Annotated in this window: 21 protein-coding genes and 2 pseudogenes; 8 read left to right on the forward strand and 15 right to left on the reverse strand. The window is 70.8% G+C overall.

Features of this window, described 5'->3' with window-relative positions; all coding sequences use genetic code 11:
- Positions 1-134: 134 nt before the first annotated feature.
- The 4 genes from ACO2Q2_RS12125 to lptM form a co-directional block, all read right to left on the reverse strand.
- A complete protein-coding gene (locus ACO2Q2_RS12125; RefSeq protein ID WP_423256039.1) occupies positions 135-1,025 on the reverse strand; it encodes a tyrosine recombinase XerC in 891 nt (296 codons plus the stop codon).
- Positions 1,026-1,032: 7 nt separating this feature from the next.
- Positions 1,033-1,716, reverse strand: a complete 684-nt coding sequence (locus ACO2Q2_RS12130) for a DUF484 family protein (RefSeq protein WP_423256040.1) — start codon at positions 1,714-1,716, stop codon at positions 1,033-1,035.
- An 86-nt stretch (positions 1,717-1,802) separates the two neighbouring features.
- Positions 1,803-2,636: a diaminopimelate epimerase gene (gene dapF, locus ACO2Q2_RS12135; RefSeq protein WP_423256041.1), complete on the reverse strand. Its 834-nt coding sequence runs from the start codon at positions 2,634-2,636 to the stop codon at positions 1,803-1,805.
- Between the two features lie 13 nt (positions 2,637-2,649).
- The gene (gene lptM, locus ACO2Q2_RS12140) at positions 2,650-2,874 is read right to left on the reverse strand and encodes an LPS translocon maturation chaperone LptM (protein ID WP_423256042.1); all 225 of its coding nucleotides are present in this window, start codon (positions 2,872-2,874) and stop codon (positions 2,650-2,652) included.
- Positions 2,875-2,989: 115 nt separating this feature from the next.
- Here lptM and ACO2Q2_RS12145 point away from each other — a divergent pair, with 115 nt between their 5' ends.
- Positions 2,990-3,676, forward strand: coding sequence for a hypothetical protein (locus ACO2Q2_RS12145; RefSeq protein ID WP_423256043.1), 687 nt, complete (start codon positions 2,990-2,992; stop codon positions 3,674-3,676).
- 7 nt (positions 3,677-3,683) lie between these two features.
- Here the strand turns inward: ACO2Q2_RS12145 and ACO2Q2_RS12150 are convergent, their stop codons facing one another.
- Complete coding sequence (locus ACO2Q2_RS12150) at positions 3,684-4,223, reverse strand: GNAT family N-acetyltransferase (protein WP_423256044.1); 540 nt, start codon at positions 4,221-4,223, stop codon at positions 3,684-3,686.
- Between the two features lie 219 nt (positions 4,224-4,442).
- On the opposite strand from ACO2Q2_RS12150, the gene ACO2Q2_RS12155 reads away from it, so the two are divergent.
- Positions 4,443-5,927 (forward strand): RimK family protein, encoded by a 1,485-nt coding sequence (locus tag ACO2Q2_RS12155; protein ID WP_423256045.1) that lies wholly within the window; start codon positions 4,443-4,445, stop codon positions 5,925-5,927.
- A gap of 133 nt (positions 5,928-6,060) precedes the next feature.
- On the opposite strand, the pseudogene ACO2Q2_RS12160 reads toward ACO2Q2_RS12155, so the two are convergent.
- The 3 genes and pseudogenes from ACO2Q2_RS12160 to ACO2Q2_RS12170 form a co-directional block, all read right to left on the reverse strand.
- Positions 6,061-6,453 (reverse strand): annotated as a pseudogene (locus ACO2Q2_RS12160) (EAL domain-containing protein); the annotation flags it as partial.
- A pseudogene (locus tag ACO2Q2_RS12165) lies at positions 6,389-6,718 on the reverse strand (diguanylate cyclase domain-containing protein); the annotation flags it as partial. The pseudogenes ACO2Q2_RS12160 and ACO2Q2_RS12165, both read right to left, overlap by 65 nt.
- 61 nt (positions 6,719-6,779) lie before the next feature.
- Positions 6,780-6,998, reverse strand: coding sequence for a hypothetical protein (locus ACO2Q2_RS12170; RefSeq protein ID WP_423256047.1), 219 nt, complete (start codon positions 6,996-6,998; stop codon positions 6,780-6,782).
- Between the two features lie 244 nt (positions 6,999-7,242).
- On the opposite strand from ACO2Q2_RS12170, the gene ACO2Q2_RS12175 reads away from it, so the two are divergent.
- Together ACO2Q2_RS12175 and aroE are read left to right on the forward strand one after the other, a co-directional pair.
- On the forward strand, positions 7,243-7,473 hold the full coding sequence (locus ACO2Q2_RS12175; protein ID WP_423256048.1) for a lipocalin family protein: 231 nt from the start codon (positions 7,243-7,245) through the stop codon (positions 7,471-7,473).
- Positions 7,474-7,549: 76 nt separating this feature from the next.
- Positions 7,550-8,410, forward strand: a complete 861-nt coding sequence (gene aroE, locus ACO2Q2_RS12180; RefSeq protein ID WP_423256050.1) for a shikimate dehydrogenase — start codon at positions 7,550-7,552, stop codon at positions 8,408-8,410.
- An 8-nt stretch (positions 8,411-8,418) separates the two neighbouring features.
- On the opposite strand, the gene ACO2Q2_RS12185 is transcribed toward aroE, so the two are convergent.
- Together ACO2Q2_RS12185 and ACO2Q2_RS12190 are read right to left on the reverse strand one after the other, a co-directional pair.
- Complete coding sequence (locus ACO2Q2_RS12185) at positions 8,419-8,544, reverse strand: hypothetical protein (RefSeq protein ID WP_423256051.1); 126 nt, start codon at positions 8,542-8,544, stop codon at positions 8,419-8,421.
- The gene (locus ACO2Q2_RS12190; protein ID WP_423256052.1) at positions 8,541-9,077 is read right to left on the reverse strand and encodes a gamma carbonic anhydrase family protein; all 537 of its coding nucleotides are present in this window, start codon (positions 9,075-9,077) and stop codon (positions 8,541-8,543) included. The genes ACO2Q2_RS12185 and ACO2Q2_RS12190 overlap by 4 nt, the downstream gene beginning before the upstream one ends.
- Positions 9,078-9,313: 236 nt before the next feature.
- Here ACO2Q2_RS12190 and ACO2Q2_RS12195 point away from each other — a divergent pair, with 236 nt between their 5' ends.
- The 4 genes from ACO2Q2_RS12195 (at position 9,314) to ACO2Q2_RS12210 (ending at position 14,110) form a co-directional block, all read left to right on the forward strand.
- On the forward strand, positions 9,314-11,404 hold the full coding sequence (locus ACO2Q2_RS12195; protein WP_423256053.1) for a M3 family metallopeptidase: 2,091 nt from the start codon (positions 9,314-9,316) through the stop codon (positions 11,402-11,404).
- A 129-nt stretch (positions 11,405-11,533) separates the two neighbouring features.
- Positions 11,534-12,313: an exodeoxyribonuclease III gene (xth, locus tag ACO2Q2_RS12200; RefSeq protein WP_423256054.1), complete on the forward strand. Its 780-nt coding sequence runs from the start codon at positions 11,534-11,536 to the stop codon at positions 12,311-12,313.
- Positions 12,314-12,318: 5 nt separating this feature from the next.
- A complete protein-coding gene (locus ACO2Q2_RS12205) occupies positions 12,319-12,999 on the forward strand; it encodes a YecA family protein (RefSeq protein ID WP_423256055.1) in 681 nt (226 codons plus the stop codon).
- A gap of 277 nt (positions 13,000-13,276) precedes the next feature.
- Positions 13,277-14,110, forward strand: a complete 834-nt coding sequence (locus tag ACO2Q2_RS12210; protein WP_423256056.1) for a pirin family protein — start codon at positions 13,277-13,279, stop codon at positions 14,108-14,110.
- An 88-nt stretch (positions 14,111-14,198) separates the two neighbouring features.
- Here the strand turns inward: ACO2Q2_RS12210 and ACO2Q2_RS12215 are convergent, their stop codons facing one another.
- The 5 genes from ACO2Q2_RS12215 to ACO2Q2_RS12235 are packed head-to-tail and all read right to left on the reverse strand — an operon-like array spanning position 14,199 to position 17,992.
- Entirely contained in the window at positions 14,199-14,747 is a 549-nt protein-coding gene (locus tag ACO2Q2_RS12215) for a gluconokinase (protein ID WP_423256057.1), read from the reverse strand.
- The gene (locus ACO2Q2_RS12220; RefSeq protein ID WP_423256058.1) at positions 14,747-14,980 is read right to left on the reverse strand and encodes a hypothetical protein; all 234 of its coding nucleotides are present in this window, start codon (positions 14,978-14,980) and stop codon (positions 14,747-14,749) included. The genes ACO2Q2_RS12215 and ACO2Q2_RS12220 overlap by 1 nt, the downstream gene beginning before the upstream one ends.
- A gap of 14 nt (positions 14,981-14,994) precedes the next feature.
- Positions 14,995-15,816, reverse strand: coding sequence for a carbohydrate ABC transporter permease (locus tag ACO2Q2_RS12225; protein ID WP_423256059.1), 822 nt, complete (start codon positions 15,814-15,816; stop codon positions 14,995-14,997).
- Positions 15,813-16,703 (reverse strand): carbohydrate ABC transporter permease, encoded by an 891-nt coding sequence (locus ACO2Q2_RS12230; protein WP_423256060.1) that lies wholly within the window; start codon positions 16,701-16,703, stop codon positions 15,813-15,815. Before ACO2Q2_RS12230 ends, ACO2Q2_RS12225 begins: the two co-directional genes overlap by 4 nt.
- On the reverse strand, positions 16,700-17,992 hold the full coding sequence (locus ACO2Q2_RS12235; RefSeq protein WP_423256114.1) for an extracellular solute-binding protein: 1,293 nt from the start codon (positions 17,990-17,992) through the stop codon (positions 16,700-16,702). Before ACO2Q2_RS12235 ends, ACO2Q2_RS12230 begins: the two co-directional genes overlap by 4 nt.
- Positions 17,993-17,994 lie beyond the last annotated feature (2 nt).

Below are 17,994 nucleotides of genomic sequence, written 5' to 3' on the forward strand. Positions count from 1 at the left end.
TGACGACCAGAGGCGCGGTCGTGCCTGGCGGAAGGGTTGAGGTAGACATGGGGCTGCGGTACCGATAAAAGGCGCGAGCGAGTCTCGCACCAGGAGGCTTTCATGCTGCTTACCGCGCGCGCCGCCCGACCACCCTACTTGCGTCGTGCGCGTGGATGCGTCGCGTCGTACACCTTGGCCAGGTGCTGGAAATCCAGGTGCGTGTAGATCTGCGTGGTGGCGATGTCGGCGTGACCGAGCAGCTCCTGCACGGCGCGCAGGTCGCCGGAGGACTCCAGCAGGTGGCTGGCGAAGGTGTGTCGCAACAGGTGCGGATGGATGCGCTTGGCGCTGCCGTGCGCCAGCGCGAGCGTCTTCAGCCGTGCCTGCACGGTGCGCGGGCTGATCGGCGCACCGCCGCGGCCGCGGAACACCGGGCTGGCCGGTGCCATGCCTTCGGCCACGCCCAGCGCGCGCAGCGCGCTCACCGCATGGCGGCCCACCGGCACGATGCGCGTCTTGCCGCCCTTGCCCAGCACGCGTACTTCGCCGCCGTCCAGATCCAGATCCTGCCAGCGCAGCCCGGTCAGTTCGGACAGGCGCAGCCCGGAGGAATAGAACAGCTCCAGCATGGCCCGATCGCGCAGCGCCAGCGCGCCCTCGCCGCCGCCTTCGATGAAGCTGGCCGCCTCGTCGACGTCCAGTACCTGCGGCAGCTTGCGATGCACCTTCGGCCCGCGTACGCCGAGCGCCGGATCGTGGTCGAGCCGGCCGTCGCGACTGAGATGGCGGAACAGGCTGCGGCACGACGACAGCAGCCGCTGCAGGCTCTTCGGCGAGAGCCCGGCGCGGTGTTCGGCGGCGATGAAACGGCGCATCGCGTGCGTATCCAGCGCGGCGAAACTCGAGATGCCCTGTGCCGCCATGAAGCGCAGCAGCTTGGCCAGGTCGCGCCGGTAGCCGGCCAGCGTGTGCGGCGAGGCCTGCCGCTCGCTGCCCAGTCGCGCCAGCCAGGCGTCGAGCTGGGCCTGCGCGTCGTCGGCCACGGCGCACTCAGCCGAGGTCGCGCGCGCGCATCAGCGCGGCGGTGATGGTGGCGGCGATCATCTTCAGGAACAGCGTGCCCATGCCGGGCTGGAAATGGTCCGCGTCGCTGGAGCCGATCGCCAGCAGGCCGAGTTCGCCCAGCGGCATCACCGCGGCCGAGCGCACTTCGGTCGCATGCATGCCGAACAGGCGCTGCAGCCGTTCGGCCGACAGCCGCCCGGCGATCGGCTCGTGGTGGGCGAGGAAATCGGCAAACTCCGGCAGCGCCGCGCGGCCGTCCGGCACCGGCAGCAGCCAGTCGGCCGGCGGCAGCGTGGCCGATCCGAACAGCACCAGCCGCACCTGCTCGGTGTGGAAGTCGGCACTGAGCTTGGCGATCACGCTGCGCGCGGTGACTTCCGGCGTGTTCGCGCGCAGCAGCGCCACGGTGAGCTCGTGCACGCGCTTCATCAGCCGCTCGTTCTCGGCGGCGATGGCGATGAGTTCGGCCAGCCGCGTTTCCAGCTCGGCGTTCTTGTCGCGCAGGCTCTGCATCTGGTAGACCGCGAGCGAGGCCGCCGCGCCCTGTTCGCGTGGCATCGTCAGCTGCGCGGCGAGCTCGGGGTAGTCGGCCAGGAAGCCGGGATGCCGGCGCAGGTACGCCGCCACCTGTTCGGGCTGCAGCGTCTGCTCGGTCGCGGTGTCGGTCATGCGGGCGGGTCCTTCAACACGTCGGGCCGCCAGGAGCGCGGCACCGGCCGAGTGTGCGGCCTGCGCGCGCGTACATCAACGCCGGCTCAGGCCAGCCACTCGCCCTCGAACACGAACGCCGCCGGGCCGCGCATCCACAGCGTCTGGCCGACGCCCGGCCAGCGGATTTCCAGCGTGCCGCCGGGCAGATCCACCCGCACGCGCTCGTCCACCGCGCCGCGCCGACGCAGCCCGGCCATCGCGGCGCAGGCGCCGGTGCCACAGGCCAGCGTCCAGCCGGCGCCGCGCTCGTGCACGCGCAGGCGCAGGTGGTCGCGCGCCAGCAGCTGGACGAAGCCCGCGTTGGCGCCCTGCGGAAAGCGCGCGTGCGCGGTGAGCGCCGGTCCCAGCGCGGCGAGCTCCGGCGCATCCACCGCCGACACGACGACCACCGCATGGGGGTTGCCCATCGACACTGCGCCGATCTGCAGCGGATGTCCGTCGACCTCGATCGCGTAGCTGTCCGCTTCGACGGCGACGGCAAAGGGAATGCGCAGCGGGTCGAACACCGGCTCGCCCATGTCCACGCTGACTTCGCCGCCGTCTTCCAGCCGCACCGCGATCGCGCCGGACGGACTCTGCAGCCGCACCAGCTCGCCCACCGCGATCGCGCCGGCCCGATGCAGCCATGCCGCGACGCAGCGCGCGCCGTTGCCGCACTGGCCCGACGGCGAGCCGTCGGCGTTCCAGATGCCGTAGTAGAACGCGCACGACGGATCGCGCGGTGGCTCGATCGAGAGCAGCTGGTCGAAGCCGATGCCGGTGCGCCGGTCGGCCATGGCGCGGATCGTCGCGGCATCCAGCGCCAGCGGCGCGGCGCGGCCGTCGACCACGACGAAGTCGTTGCCGATCCCGTGCATCTTGCTGAAGCGACGCGTCACGACCAGGCGCGGCTTACGGCTGGCTGGACGGCGCCGCGGCGCTCGACGCCGGCGCCGGCGCCGGCGCGTTGGCCGGCGTGGCCGGAGGCTGCGGCTGGGCCGCCGGCAGCACCAGCGGGCCCTTGTTGCCGCAGCCGGCGAGCGCGGCACAGGCGATGGAAACGGTCAGCATCACGGCAAGCAGGCGGCGCATGGCGAGGTCCTCGTCGAACAGGCGCCGAGTATAGCCGCGGCGCACTCGTGCTCCCGCGCCACCGCAGTGGCCGTGCCGGGTATCGGCTAACCTTGTGCATCGTCCGCCGCGGGGTCTGCCGTCCGTCTGCGGCCCGACAGGCTGCTAAAAGGAGAAGCCCGTGAACTGGGAGCACCTGCTCGCCCTGCCTGCCACCGCGATCCTGCTGGGCGCGGCCGTGCTGGCGCTGTTGGCGCTGGTCGCCGCCGCCAGCGGGTGGCGGCACTGGCGCGCGCGGCGGCGCGTGCGCGGATCGCTGGCCGCGCTGCTGGCGCTGGCCTGGCTGCTGCTGGCGCTGCTGTCGGCGGGGCTGGGCCTGAGCCTGTGCGGCTATCGCCGGCTGGCCAGCGAGGTGCCGGTGGTGACGGTCGATGCGCGCATCCTCTCGCCGCAGCGCTGGGCGCTCACCCTGACCTGGCCCGACGGCAGCACGCGGCAGGCGGCGCTGGCGGGCGACGCGTTCCGCGTCGAGGCGATCGTGCTGAAGTGGAAGCTGCCCACGCTGCTGGCCGGCGTGCCGCCGCTGTACCGGCTCGACCGGCTGGACGGCCGTTACGACGATCCCGCACAGGAAAGCGACGCCCCACGCACGGTGATCGATTTCCGCCAGGCCGGCGCCTGGGATCTGCTCGCGCTGCGCCAGCGCTACCCGAGGTGGCTGCCTTCGGTGGACACGGTGTACGGCAGCGGCGCCTTCCTGCCGCTGGTCGACCAGGGGCATTACACGGTGAGCCTGATGCGCACCGGCGCGCTGGTCGCGCGCCCGGACGACGCCACCGCGCGGCGGCTGGACGAAGCGCTGCGCTGACGATGGTTCAGTCGAGCCGCTTGCCGTAACGCCAGCCGTCGGCATCGTCCTCGTAGTAGCGGGCGAGCCGGGCGAGCCGGCAATAGCCGAGTCGCTCGTACAGGCGGATCGCCGCGGCGTTGTCGATGCGCACTTCCAGCCGCAGCTCGCGACAGCCGCGCTGGCGCGCCGCCTGTTCCACCGCCGCCAGCAGCGCCGAGGCAACCCCCTTGCCGCGTGCCTCCGGCCGGCTGGCCAGCGAGTACAGCCGCGCCACGGTGCTGCCCCTGCGATAGAACATCACCGCGGTGCCGAGGAAGCGCCGGTGGTTGGCGCTGGCCACCAGCACGCTGGCGCTGTCGCTGTCGAGGTGGCGGCGGTACTGCGCGCGGCTCATGCGGTCGCTGTCGAAGGTGGCGTCTTCCAGCGCGACCAGGTCGTCGAGGTCGGACAGTTCGGCGCGGCGCACGCGCACCGCCGCGGTGGCGGGTGCGGGCACGGCGGACGAGGCGGCAGCGTGGGTGGCTTTCAGGGCGGTGGATTCCGGCGGCAGGGGCGGGCGGAGCATGCAGCGCCGGGCATCCGGCGAGCGTGACGAGCGCGGCACTGTAGTGCAGCGACCAGCCCCGGCGCATCCCTCGCAGCGGCTGGGGCCGGCGCGGTTTAGCAGCCCTTCAGTGCCGCCGCTTGTGCGCCGCGACGGCTATGCGACACTGCGCGCCTTGCGCCGCGCCGCCCCCGCGATTTCCTGCGACGACGCCCCCTTTCTTCGCGTATCGAAGGTGTCATGACCCGTCTGGTCATCGTTGTCGAAAAGGCCTCCGACTGGGGCTCCTACTATCCCTCCGTCGACGTGATGAGCGCGATGGACTACCTGCGCGAGCCGATCGGCAACGACGACGAGCGCACCCACGTCATCAACCTGTGCCGCAGCTACAAGTACCTGGGCACCGGCTACTACGTGTCGCTGCTGGCCGAGGCGCGCGGCCATCGCGTGATGCCCTCGGTGCGCACCATCAACGACCTGCGCCGGCGCTCGCTGTACGGCCTGGACATCGACGACCTCAACCAGAAGCTCACCCACTTCCTGCCGGCCGGCGGTCGCGACACCACCGATTTCGGCATCCTGGTGTACTTCGGCGAGACCGCCTACTCCGCGCTGCAGGACCTCTCGCGCCAGGTGTTCGAGATGTTTCCCTGCCCGCTGCTGCGCATCGAGTTCGAGCGCGAACGCGTGTGGCAGGTCGCCTCGATCAAGCCGGTCGGCCTGCACACGCTGGACGACGCCCAGGAGGACGCCTTCGCCGCCGAGCTGGACCGCTTCTCCAAGAAGCTCTGGCGCAAGCCGCGCGCGCGCAAGCGCTATCGCTACGACATCGCGATGCTGGTGGACCCCAACGAGCAGATGCCGCCGTCGAACAAGAAGGCGCTGAAGTCCTTCGTCGAGGCGGGCAAGGAGCTCGGCATCGAGGTCGACCCGATTGGCAAGAACGACTACCAGCGCCTGGCCGAGTACGACGGCCTGTTCATCCGCGAGACGACGGCCAGCGACAACCACACCTACCGCTTCGCCCATCGCGCGGAGAAGGAAGGCATGGTGGTGATCGACGATCCGGCCTCGATCCTGCGCTGCACCAACAAGATCTTCCTCAACGACCTGATGGTCTCGCGCAAGCTCGCCGTGCCGCGCACCGAGATCCTCTACCGCGAGAACGCCAAGGGCCTGAAGGAAGTCGGCGCGAAGCTCGGCTTCCCGATCGTGCTGAAGATTCCCGACGGCTCGTTCTCGCGCGGCGTGGTCAAGGTGGAGGACGCCGCCGCGCTGGAGCAGGCGGCCGCCGAGCTGTTCCAGCACAGCGCGCTGCTGCTGGCGCAGGAGTTCCTCTACACCGAGTTCGACTGGCGCATCGGCGTGCTCAACCGCGAGCCGCTATACGCATGCAAGTACTACATGTCGCGCGGCCACTGGCAGATCTACAACCACGGCGCCAAGGGCACCGCCAAGTCCGGCGGCTTCGAGACCATCCCCGTGCGCGATGCCCCGTCCGAGGTGGTCAAGCTCGCACTGAAGGCCACCAACGCGGTCGGCGACGGCCTGTACGGCGTCGACCTCAAGCAGGTGGGCGGCAAGCCGGTGGTGATCGAGGTGAACGACAACCCGTCGATCGACGCCGGCGTGGAAGACCTCTACCTCGGCGAGGACCTCTACCTGCGCGTGATGCAGGAATTCCTGCGCCGGATGGAGCACAAGCGGCTCGGCATCGGCCGCTGAGCGCGCTCAGCCGTCGAGCGTAGGCGCGGCGCAGCGTTCGCCCAGCATCGCGGCGACCCGATCCGCATCGAGCGGACGTCCGAACAGGAAACCCTGGCCGGTGCAGCTCCTGCATCGACAGGTTGATCGCCACCGGCACCAGCGGCAGGCCCTGCGCACGCCACTGCGCGATCTGCCCGGCCACCTCGTGCACCACCGTCTCGCCGAACCGGGCGATCAGTCCGCAATCCTCGGCCAGCGGAATGAACACCGACGGCGGCAGCGCGCCGCGGCTGGGATGCGCCCAGCGCGCCAGCGCCTCCAGCCCCACCAGTTCGCGCGTGCGCAGGTCCACCTTCGGCTGATAGCAGACGCGGATCTCGCCGCGGCCCAGGCCTTCGCGCAATTCGGTGGACAGCGCCAGGCGCTCGCTGGCCTGCTCGATCATGCGCGGTTCGTAGAAGCAGAAGCCGGCCTTGCCGCGCTGCTTGGCCGTACATCGCGATGTACGCGTGGCGCAGCAGTTCGGCCGCGTCGGCGCCATCATTCGGGAACATGGCCACGCCGATGCTGGGGGTGGCGGTCACCTTCTGCCCGGCCACCAGCACCGGCGCGCTGACCCGGGCGAGGATCTTGTCGCAGATCGCGCTCAGGTTACCGCGGCTGCGATAACGCTCCAGCACCACCACGAACTCGTCGCCGCCGAAGCACGCCACGGTGTCGCGCGGGCGCACGCTGTCGCGACAGTCCGGCCGAGCAGCCGCGTCGCCCACACGCCGACCGTCAGCACCGCCGCGCCAAAGCCCAGCCACGTAGCACAGATGCCGCCGTCCGCCGTGTACGCAACGGTCTGCGGCGGACGGTCGATATCGTTCAGCCGGCGCGCAGACGCAGGCCCAGCAGGGCGCACGCGGGCGCCAACACCAGCCAGAACGTCGGCGACCAGCCCGAGGCCAGGGTATGCGCGGGCACCGGTGTCAGCACCAGCGCGAACAGCCCCACGCCCAGCCAGCACAGGCCGATGGCGGTGGCCCACTGGGTGAACGGCGTGGTATCGGCGAGCGGGAACGGCGGCAATGAACGACGGGACATGGCGAGCTCCGGCAACGGCGTGGATGCAGGCGCCGAGCTTCCCCGGCCCGCGTCTCAGCGGCTGCGATGGGGCGAACTGCATCATTCCGGACCGCCAGTCCGTACCTGTCCACATCTGTTTGCCGCCTCCGCGAGGACCCGCCATGAAACCCCGCTTCACCGCCCTGCCCGCCCTGCCCACCCTGCTCGCCGTCGTCCTGCTCGGCGGCTGCGCCAGGCGAAGCACGTCGACCTCGCCCGCTACATGGGCACCTGGTACGTGATCGTCGATCTCGCGCCCGACTACCGCTCGGTGCTGATCGGCCTGCCCTCGCGCAAGCTGATGTGGATCATGGCGCGCGAGCGCCGGCTTCCCGCGGCCGAGTACCAGCGCCTGCTCGACGTGGCCAAGGCCGAGGGCTTCCCGGTGGATGAGGTGCGCAAGGTGCCGCAGCGGCGCACCGACCTGGGGCAGCCGGGCTTCGAGCAGCCGTGAGCCAGGTCCGGGCGACGCCGCGGTGCCGACCCGGCGCGGGTAGAATGGACGGCCATCGATCCGCAGGAACCGCGCCATGACCGACCGCCGCTACGCCGTGTTTGGCCATCCGATCGGCCACTCGCAGTCGCCGCGCATCCACCGCGCGTTCGGCGAGCAGTTCGGCCTGGCGGTGGACTACCGCGCCATCGACGCCGCGCCGGCGGACTTTCCCGAGGCGGTGCGCGACTTCTTCGCCGCCGCCGGCCACGGTGCCAACATCACGCTGCCGCACAAGGCCGCCGCGCTCGCGCTGGCCGACACCGCCAGCGAGGCGGCGCAGCGCGCCGGCGCCGCCAACGTGCTGACCCGGCTGGATGACGGCCGCCTCGCCGCGCACAACACCGACGGCGCCGGCCTGGTGCGCGACCTCACCGAACGCCACAGTATCGACCTGCGCGGCCACGACGCGCTGCTGCTCGGTGCCGGCGGCGCGGCGCGCGGCGTGGCGTGGTCGCTGCTGGACGCCGGCGTGCAGAGCCTGACCATCGTCAACCGCAGCCCGGGGCCGGCCGATGCACTGGCCGACGCCATCGGCGAGCCCGCGCGCGTGCACACGCGCTACTGGCGCGACCTGGCCGACATCGGCAGCTACAACCTGATCCTCAACGCCACCTCGGCCGGCGTGCTCGGTGCCGCGCTCGAACTGCCCGGCGCCATCGTCGGCAGCCGCGCGCTCTGCTACGACCTCAGCTACGGCCAGGCCGCGATCGCCTTCCTCGCCTGGGCGCACAGCGCCGGCGCGCTGTTCGCCTTCGACGGCCTGGGCATGCTGGTGGAAACCGCCGCCGATGCGTTCGAGCTGTGGCACGGCCATCGGCCGGACACCGATCCGGTGTACGCCATGCTGCGCGGGCCAGGGCCGAAGCGGCCGTGGAAGCCGCGGCTGCCCCGCTGAGCAGCGCCTCAGCGCAGCAGCGGGCCGACACGTCGCTCCAGCAGCGCCACCGGTTCGGGCTGCATGAAAGCGTAGCGGTCGGGAATGTCGGCGCGGTGCCGGCTGCACCGGAACAGCACGCGCCGGGGCGTCATCCCGCCTCGGCCAGATAGCCGTCCTTGATCCGCACGTAGTGCGCGGCGGAGTAGTGCATCTGCTCGACCTGCTTGTCGCTGAGCCGCCGCACGCAGCGGGCCGGGTTGCCCAGCCACAGCTCGCGCTCGCCCACCACCTTGCCCGGCGGCACCAGGCTGCCGGCGCCGACGAAGCCGTACTTCCTCACCACCGCGCCGTCGAGCACGGTGGCGTGCATGCCGATCAGGCAGCAGTCCTCGATGGAGCAGGCGTGGATCACCGCGCCGTGGCCCACCGTGACACCCTCGCCGATCAGCGTGGGAAAGCCGCCCGGCGAGTACGGACCGTCGTGGGTGACGTGCACCACGGCGCCGTCCTGCACGTTGCTGCGCGCGCCCACGCGGATGAAGTGCACGTCGCCGCGCAGCACCGCGCCGGGCCAGATCGAGACGTCGTCGGCCAGCTCCACGCGCCCGATCACCGTGGCCGCCGGATCGACGTAGACGCGCTGGCCGAGCGCGGGCGTGTGGCCTTGATGGGTGCGGATGCTCATGGGGCCATTCTAGGAGTGAGGAGTGAGGAGTGAGAGAGCGCGCGCAAACGCGTGGCGGGATGCCCGGACACGCCGCGTCGACGGCAGGTACAGCGCGTCGGTTCGTCCAGGCGGGCAAACAGCGGGTGGTTGAGCACCAGCAGGCGGGCGATGCGACGGAACCGCGCCGCCGCCCGCCGCGCCGCTTGATTTCGCCCCACGCGGTCGCCACGCTGGTTCACCACGCAGGAGATCCCATGGCTTCCGAACCCGCCTCCCCCGGCAACCCTCTGCTGTCCGACGCGCCGCTGCCGCCGTTCTCGGCGATCCGCCCCGAGCACGTGGGTCCGGCGGTCGACACGCTGCTGGCCGACTACCGCGCCGCCATCGCCGCGATGACCGCGCCCGACGCGCCGCGCGACTTCGACACCGTGATGCTCGGCCAGGAGCGGCTGGAGCAGCGGCTGGCGCGCGCCTGGGCGCCGGTCGGCCACCTGCATTCGGTGGCGGACACCCCGGCGCTGCGCGCGGCCTACGGTCCGGCCGAGGAAAAGCTCACCGACCACGCGCTGGAACTGGGCCAGAACCGCGATCTCTACGTCGCCGTGCAGGCGCTGGCCGATGCGCCCGATTTCGCCGCGCTGCCGCGCGCGCAGCGCTCGCTGGTGGAGCACGCGCTGCGCGACTTCCGCCTGTCCGGCGTGGCGCTGGAGGAGCCATCGCGCAGCCGCTTCCGCGAGATCGGCGTGGCGCTGTCCAGGCTGTCCACCGAGTTCTCCAATGCCGTGCTCGACGCCACCGACGCCTGGCACGAGCACATCACCGACGAGCGCGACCTGGCCGGCATCCCCGAGTCCGGTCGCGCGGTGCTGCGCCAGTATGCCAGGGAGCAGGAGCTGGAGGGTTTTCTCGTCACGCTCAAGCAGCCCAGCGTGCAGGCGGTGCTCACCTACGCCGACCAGCGCGAGCTGCGCGAGCGCGTTTACTGGGCCTACCAGACGCGAGCCTCCGACCAGGGCCCGCACGCGGGCAAGTACGACAACAGCGCGCGCATCGAGCAGATCATGGCGCTGCGCCACGAGGCCGCGCAGCTGCTCGGCTTCGCCAACGCCGCGGAAGAATCGCTGGCGACCAAGATGGCCTCCTCGCCGGACGAGGTGCTCGCCTTCCTGCGCGAGCTTGCCGCGCGCGCCAAGCCGGTGGCGAAGCGGGAGCTGGATGCGCTGCGCACCTTCGCCAGTGAAACGCTCAAGCTCGACAACCTCGAACCCTGGGACATCACCTACGCCGCCGAAAAACTGCGCCAGCAGCAGTACGCGCTGGACGAGGAGCAGCTCAAGGCGTACTTCCCGCTGCCGGCGGTGATCGACGGCCTGTGGGCGATCACCCGCAAGCTCTACGGCATCACGCTCACCGCGCGCGACGACGTCGACGTGTGGCATCCGGACGTGCGCTACTACGACGTGACCGACGCCGACGGCCGCGTGTTCGCCGGCGCCTACGTCGACCTGTACGCGCGCAGCGGCAAGCGCGGCGGCGCGTGGATGGACGTGTGCCGCGCGCGCTTCGACGATGGCGACGAGCCAGATGGAATCGGGAAGCAGCTGCCGGTGGCCTTCCTCACCTGCAACTTCGCGCCGCCCACCGAGGGCCGACCGGCCCTGCTCACCCACGACGACGTGCTCACCCTGTTCCACGAGTTCGGCCACGGCCTGCACCACCTGCTGACCGAGGTGAACCTGCCGTCGATCGGTGGCATCGACGGCGTGGAATGGGACGCGGTGGAACTGCCCAGTCAGTTCATGGAGAACTTCGGCTGGAACCGCGAGGCACTGGACCTGTTCGCCCGCCACTGGCAGACCGGCGAACGTCTGCCGGAAGAACTGTTCCAGCGCATGCTCGCCGCCCGGCATTTCCACGCCGGCCTGTTCCTGGTGCGCCAGCTCGAATTCGCGCTGTTCGACTTCCTGCTGCACCGCGACTACGACCCGGCGCAGGGCGCCCGGCCGATGGCCGTGCTCGAGCAGGTGCGCAAGGAAGTGGCGGTGCTGCACCCGCCGGCCTGGCAGCGCTTCCCGCACGCCTTCAGCCACATCTTCGCCGGCGGCTACGCGGCCGGCTACTACAGCTACCTGTGGGCGGAGCTGCTCAGCGCCGACGCCTTCGGCGCGTTCGAGGAAGCGGCGAAGGCGGGCGGCAGCGTGATCGACCCGGCCACCGGCGCGCGCTTCCGCCGGGAGATCCTCGCCGTCGGCGCCAGCCGTCCCGCGCTGGAAAGCTTTGTCGCCTTCCGCGGCCGCAGGCCCGAGCCGGAGGCGCTGCTGCGCAGCCACGGGTTGATCGACTGACTGGCTGCAAGCCGTCGGTGCCGCAACCTGCACCGGCGGCTTTGCCGCTCACCGTGCCGGGCGAAGTCCGGGGCTGCCGGGCTGGATCACGACGCGATCGCGCTCGATGGCATCCCTTACAATGCGCCGATGAAGATCGCCAGCTGGAACGTCAACTCGCTCAACGTGCGCCTGCCGCATCTCACCCAGTGGCTGGCCGATGCGCAGCCCGACGTGGTGGCGCTACAGGAAACCAAGCTGGAGGACGCCAAGTTCCCGGTCGACGCGCTCGCCGCCGCCGGCTACCGCGCGGTGTACGCGGGGCAGAAGACCTACAACGGCGTGGCGCTGCTGGCGCGGACAGATACCCAGCCCGCGTTCGCCGACGTGGTCACCGACATTCCCGGGCTGGACGACCCGCAGCGGCGCATCCTCGCCGCCACCGTCGGCGAGCTGCGCGTGGTCGACCTGTACGTGGTCAACGGCAAGGCGGTGGGCGACGAGAAATACGCCTACAAGCTGGACTGGATGGCCCGCGTGCGCGAGTTCCTCGCCGCCGAACTGGCGCGCCACCCGAACCTGGTGGTGCTGGGCGACTTCAACATCTGCCCGGACGATCGTGACGTCTACGATCCGGTCGCCTGGGGCGAAGACATTCTCTGCTCGCCGCCCGAGCGCGCGGCGCTCAAGGCGATCACCGAGCTCGGCCTGCACGACAGCTTCCGCCTGTTCGAAACCGACGCCGGCCACTTCAGCTGGTGGGACTACCGACAGGCCGCCTTCCGGCGCAACATGGGCCTGCGCATCGACCTGATCCTGATCGGCGAAGCGCTCAAGCCGCGCGCGCGCGCCGCCGCCATCGACCGCGAACCGCGCCGCTGGGAGCGCCCCTCCGACCACACGCCGGTGACGCTGGACCTGGATAGCTGAGCCCCATGAACACTTCTCCCAACGATTGGCCCAGCTCGCTCGACGACCGCGAACTGGACGAACTGGACCGCTACCTGCGCGCCCACGCCGAGGACGACAGCCTGCTGCTCGACGGCGTGCACGGCCTGCTCTCCGCGCTGGTGGTCGGCCCGATGCTGGTGACCCCCGAGGAATGGCTGCCCGAAGTGCTGCACCAGCCGTTCGCCGACGAGGACGAAGGCAATCGCGTGCTCGCCCTGCTGGCCAAGCTCAACGACTCGATCGAGGCCGAGCTGGATGTGGATGCCTACGAGCCGATCCTCGGCGAGATCGACACCGACATGGGTCCGGCGCTCAGCGCCGCCGGCTGGTGCGAGGGCTTCAGCCGCGGCATCGATCTGCGCGCCGGGCTGTGGGAGAAGCGCCTCGCCGACGATCCGGAATTGATGGGGTTGCTCGGCCCGGTGATGGCGCTGGCGGTGGACGAAGGCATCCTCAACGCCGAGGCCGAGTTCGAGAAGCTCAGCGACGAGGAGTACGACGAATGCCTGGCGCAGATACCGGTGGTGCTCGATGCGGTGAGCCAGTACTGGCAGGAGCACCCGGCCACCGAGGCCGAGCTCGACGCCCAGGTCCAGGCCCTCGCCGCCGACAGCGAGGAAGCCGCCGCGCCGCCGCGCCAGCGCAGCGGGCACTGGGTGCACTGAAGCCTGAGGTGTGAAGACCGGGAAGCACCACCTTCCCGGGCCGTCATTCCCGCGAAAGCGGGAATCCATTTTGACTTTGCATCAGAACACAATGGATTCCCGCTTTCGCGGGAATGACGACATGAGGGACGGGAAAGTCCGCAGGAAAACCGTAGCGATCCCGAAGCATGGCCAACCACTTCGTCGCACAGGCAGAACGATCCGTTCCCGCCGCCACGCTTGGATCGGGCGCCGCGCGCAGTCATCTTGCCGGCCATCACCCCACCGGAGCACCGTCATGACCGAGCGCCGCATCTTCCGCCGCATCCGCGGCATGGACACCGCCGACGGCGCGGGCGTGAAGCTCAAGCGCATCATCGGCCAGAGCGCGCTGGACATGCTCGATCCGTTCCTGCTGCTGGACGAGTTCCGCTCCGACCAGGCTGGCGACTACCTCGCCGGCTTCCCCGAGCACCCGCACCGCGGCTTCGAGACGGTCACCTACATGCTTGCCGGGCACATGCAGCACGGCGACAACCACGGCCACCGCGGCGATCTGGGCCCCGGCAGCGTGCAGTGGATGACCGCCGGCCGCGGCATCGTGCATTCGGAAATGCCGCAGCAGGAGAACGGGCTGATGTGGGGCTTCCAGCTGTGGGTGAACCTGCCGGCCAAGGACAAGATGACCGCGCCGCGCTACCAGGACATCGCGCCGGACAAGATTCCGGTGGTGCATCTGGCCGACGGCGTGGAAGTGCGCGTGATCGCCGGCGACTTCGGCGGCGCCAGCGGGCCGGTCCGCGGCGTCGCCACCGCACCGATCTACCTCGACCTCGCCGTGCAGCCGGGCGCCACGGTCAGCGTGCCGCTGCCGCAAGGGCACAGTGCATTCGCCTACGTGTTCGAGGGCGAGGCGGCGCGGGTGGCCGGCGAAACGCTTTCGCGCGGCGAGCTGGCGGTGCTGGGCAAGGGCGAGTCGGTGACCATCGCCGGCGGCGAGGCGCCGGCGCGCGTGCTGCTGGTCGCCGGCCAGCCGCTGAGGGAGCCGGTGGCCCGCTACGGCCCGTTCGTGATGAACACCACCGAGCAGATCCACGAGGCCATCGCCGACTTCCGCGCGGGCCGGTTCTGAATTCCCCGGTAGGAGCGCACCCTGTGCGCGAATGCTTTTGGCATTGATGTCGATCAGGAGCAGGAGCATTCGCGCACAGGGTGCGCTCCTACCGGGGGTGCGCCGATAGCTCGCCGCTCGGCTTGCCCATGTCGAGCCACGCCATGGTGTGCGCGACGCTGTCTGCCAGAGGCCGGGTGCCGTCCAGCGTCAGGACATCGGGTTCCCCGCTCGGGTCTTCCAGCGTGTCGAGCTGGCTGCGCAACAGGGCGGGTGGCATGAAGTGCATGCGGTGCTCCATGCGCCGGCGCAGCTCGGCTTCGGGTACGCGCAGGTAGACGAAGCGCACCTCGCCGCCAGACGCGCGCAGGCGATCGCGATAGCGCCGGCGCAGCGCCGAGCAGGCGACCACGCCGGGTTCGCCCTGTTCGCTGCGTTTGGCCATCCAGATGGCCACGGCGTCCAGCCACGGCTGCCGATCGGCATCGTCCAGCGCAATGCCGGCGGCCATCTTGCGGCGGTTGACGGGCGGGTGCAGGTCGTCGGCGTCGAGAAAGCGCGCGTGCAGGGCATCGGCCAACGCGGCGCCGAAGCTGCTCTTGCCACTGCCGGACACACCCATCACCACCACGACCGGATTGCCTGCCGCGGCCGTCATCAGGGCTGGCGGAACGCCGCGTCGGCGGCGGCAGCGCCGCCGGATCGCGTCCGGTCGTGGGTTGTCGGTCCGCTGTCGCCCGCGTCGGCACCGGACCACCCGGCCTGGCGCAGCTGCGGGCGCGCGGTTGACGGCATCGGCGCCGGCGAATGTTCACCGAACACCGCCAGTGCACCGAGCAGCGCGAACCACAGCAGCATCCAGGCCAGTCGGTAACGCAGCGGCAGTCGCACGGAGCCTGTCGCGTTCATCGCTTCACGCTGCCCAGCAGCAGGCCCTGCAGGTAGTAGCGCTGCAGCGCCAGGAACAGCGCCAGCACCGGCAGCACGGTGATCACCGCGCCGGCCATCATCAGTTCGGTGTCGCGCGCGTGCTCGCGCGCCAGCGAGGCCAGACCGATCGGCAAGGTGTAGTGCTCCTGCCCGGTCAGCACGATCAGCGGCCACATGAAGTCGTTCCAGGCGGTGAGGAAGGTGATGATCGCCAGCGTCACCACGATCGGCTTGAGCAGCGGCAGCACGATCTGCACGAAGATGCGCGCCTCGCCGGCGCCGTCGATGCGCGCGGCCTCCAGCAGCTCGCGCGGAATGCCCCGTGCGTACTGGCGCACCAGGAAGATGCCGAACACGCTGGCCAGCGCCGGCAGCACCACGCCGGCATAGCTGTTCACCAGCCCCAGGTATTTCAGCAGCAGGAACAGCGGCAGCATCGCCACCTGCGCCGGGATCACCAGCGCGCCCAGCAATCCCTTGAACAGTGCCGCGCGGCCGCGGAAGCGCAGCTTGGCGAACGCGTAGCCGGCCATCAGGTTGCACGCCAGCGACAGCAGCGTGATCCCGCCTGCCACCGCCAGGCTGTTGGCCAGATAGCGGCCCATGCCCGCGCGCAGGAACAGCATGCGGTAGTTGTCCAGCGTGGCGTGCGCGGGCAGCAGCGGCGGCGGCAGCGTACCCGACTCGCCCGGATGCATGAACGACACCGACACCATCCACGCCAGCGGAAACAGCGCCACCGCGGTGCCGGCGAACAGCAGGCCGTTGACGATCACCTGGGCGAGGCGCGGGCTCATGCCGGCTTGCCCTCGGAGGCGTCGCGCCGCGCCAGCCGCAGCATCAGCGCGGTCACCGCGAACATCACGATGAACAGCGCGAACGCCACCGCCGAGGCCGAGCCCAGGTTCCACCAGGTGAAGCCCTCGTCGTACATCAGGTACAGCACGCTCACCGTGCTCTGCAGCGGACCGCCCTCGGTGATCACGTAGGGTTCGGCGAACAGCTGGAAATAGCCCGACACGGTGAGGATCGCCACCATCAGCAACGTCGGCCGCAGCAGCGGCAGGGTGATGTGGCGCAGCTGCCGCCACGGCGAGGCGCCATCGATGCGCGCGGCCTCGTACAGTTCGGCGGGGATCGCCTGCAGGCCGGCCATGAAGATGATCATGTTGTAGCCGAAGTTCTTCCACACCGCGAAAAGGATGATGGTCGGCATCGCCCAGTGCGGGTCGCCCAGCCAGTCCACCGGATGCAGGCCGAGCCCCTCCAGCAGCGCGTTGACCACGCCGTACCTGGTGTTGAACAGGTAGCGCCAGACGATCGCCACCGCCACCACCGTGGTCACCACCGGCGCGAACAGCGCGGTGCGGAAGAACGCCCGCGCCCCCGCCAGCGGCGAGTTGAGCAGCAAGGCGGCACCCAGCGACACCGCCATCGACAGCGGCACGCCGACCGCCACGAAGTAGATGGTGTGGCCCAGTGCCGCCCAGAACACCGGCCGGTGCAGCAGCGTCCAGTAGTTGTGCAGCCCGACGAAGCGCACGTTGTGCGGGTCGGCCAGCGCGTACAGGTCGTAGTCGGTGAAGCTCAACGCCAGCGCGCCGAGCACCGGCAGCGCGAAGAACACGCCGAGCACGACCAGCGCGGGGGTGAGGAACAGCCAGGCGACGCGCTGCCGGTTCATCGCGCCTCCTTGCGCTGGTCGAGCACCCAGCGGCGCTTCTCCAGGATCGTGTCGACGCGGCGGTCCAGTTCCGCGCAGGCCTGGTCGACGCTCAGCTCGCCGGCGATCACCCGCGCGGCGGCCAGCTGCATCTCGTTGGCGATGCGCTCCCACTCCGGCACCGGCGGGGTCGGCTTGACATGCTCGAGCTGGACGCGGAAGGCCTGTGCCTTGGGATCGCGGCTCAGCGCGCCGCCGTCCCAGGCGCTGCGCCGCGGCGGCATGTCGCCGACCAGGGCGTAGAAGCGCCGTTGCACCGCCGGCTCGGACAGGTACTCGATCAGCGCCCAGGCGGCGTCCTTGTGCGGCGAGCCGCGGAAGATCACCAGGCTGGCGCCGCCGGCGGCACCGGTGCCGGGCGGACCGTCCGGACCGGGCAGCGGCGCGGTGTCCCAGCTCGACTGGGCACTGGCCGGCAGCCGGCTGCGGAACTCGCCGATGTTCCACGGCCCGGAAAAATAGAACGCGTAGACGCCGCGGCCGAACTCCTCCCACGGATTGCCGGCCACCACGTTGCTGATCGCCGGCGCCTGGTGCAGGCGGAACGTGTCGACGTAGAAGCGCAGCGCGCGCTTGAACCCGGCGCTCTCGAAGTTGCCGTAGCGGTTGCCGTCACGCAGCAGCGGCTCGGGTTGTTCCAGCGCCAGCGACATCAGCTGCTCGTACTCGTTGGTGGGCAGCAGGATGCCGTAGCGGTGCGCGGCCGGATCGCTGAGCGCAGCGAGCATGCGGCGCCACTGCGCCCAGTCGCGCGGCGGATGGTCGAAGCCGGCCGCCTTGAGCAGGTCGACGCGATAGAACAGCAGCCGCGTGTCGACGTACCACGGCACGCCGTAGAGCCGGCCATCGAGCACGTTGGTGGCCCAGATGCTGTCGAAGTAGTCGGACGGCGCCACGCGGGTCGAGCCGCGCACGCGCGCGTCCAGCGGCGCCAGCGCATCCAGCGCCACCATCTCCGGCAGCCAGGTGTTGCCCAGCTGCATCATGTCCGGCATCGAGTCGCCGGCGTAGGCGGTGAGCAGCTTCTGGTGCGCGGCGCTCAGCGGCAGCTGCTGCACGTTCACGGTGATCTCCGGGCGCGCGCGCTCGAATGCCGGCAGCAGCGCCTGCACCGCCTCGCCCTCCGGACCGAAGGTCCAGAAGGTGAGCGTCTGCGCGGAGCTCGCCTGGCGAGCGCAGCCGGCGCCAAGCACGACCCCGGCCAGCAGCACGACCCGCGCGAGCCGCTGCCGCCAGGCTCGTGCCGGCATGC

The organism is Dyella sp. KRB-257, from assembly GCF_049445995.1.
In the GTDB taxonomy this organism is placed as follows: Bacteria; Pseudomonadota; Gammaproteobacteria; order Xanthomonadales; family Rhodanobacteraceae; genus Dyella_A.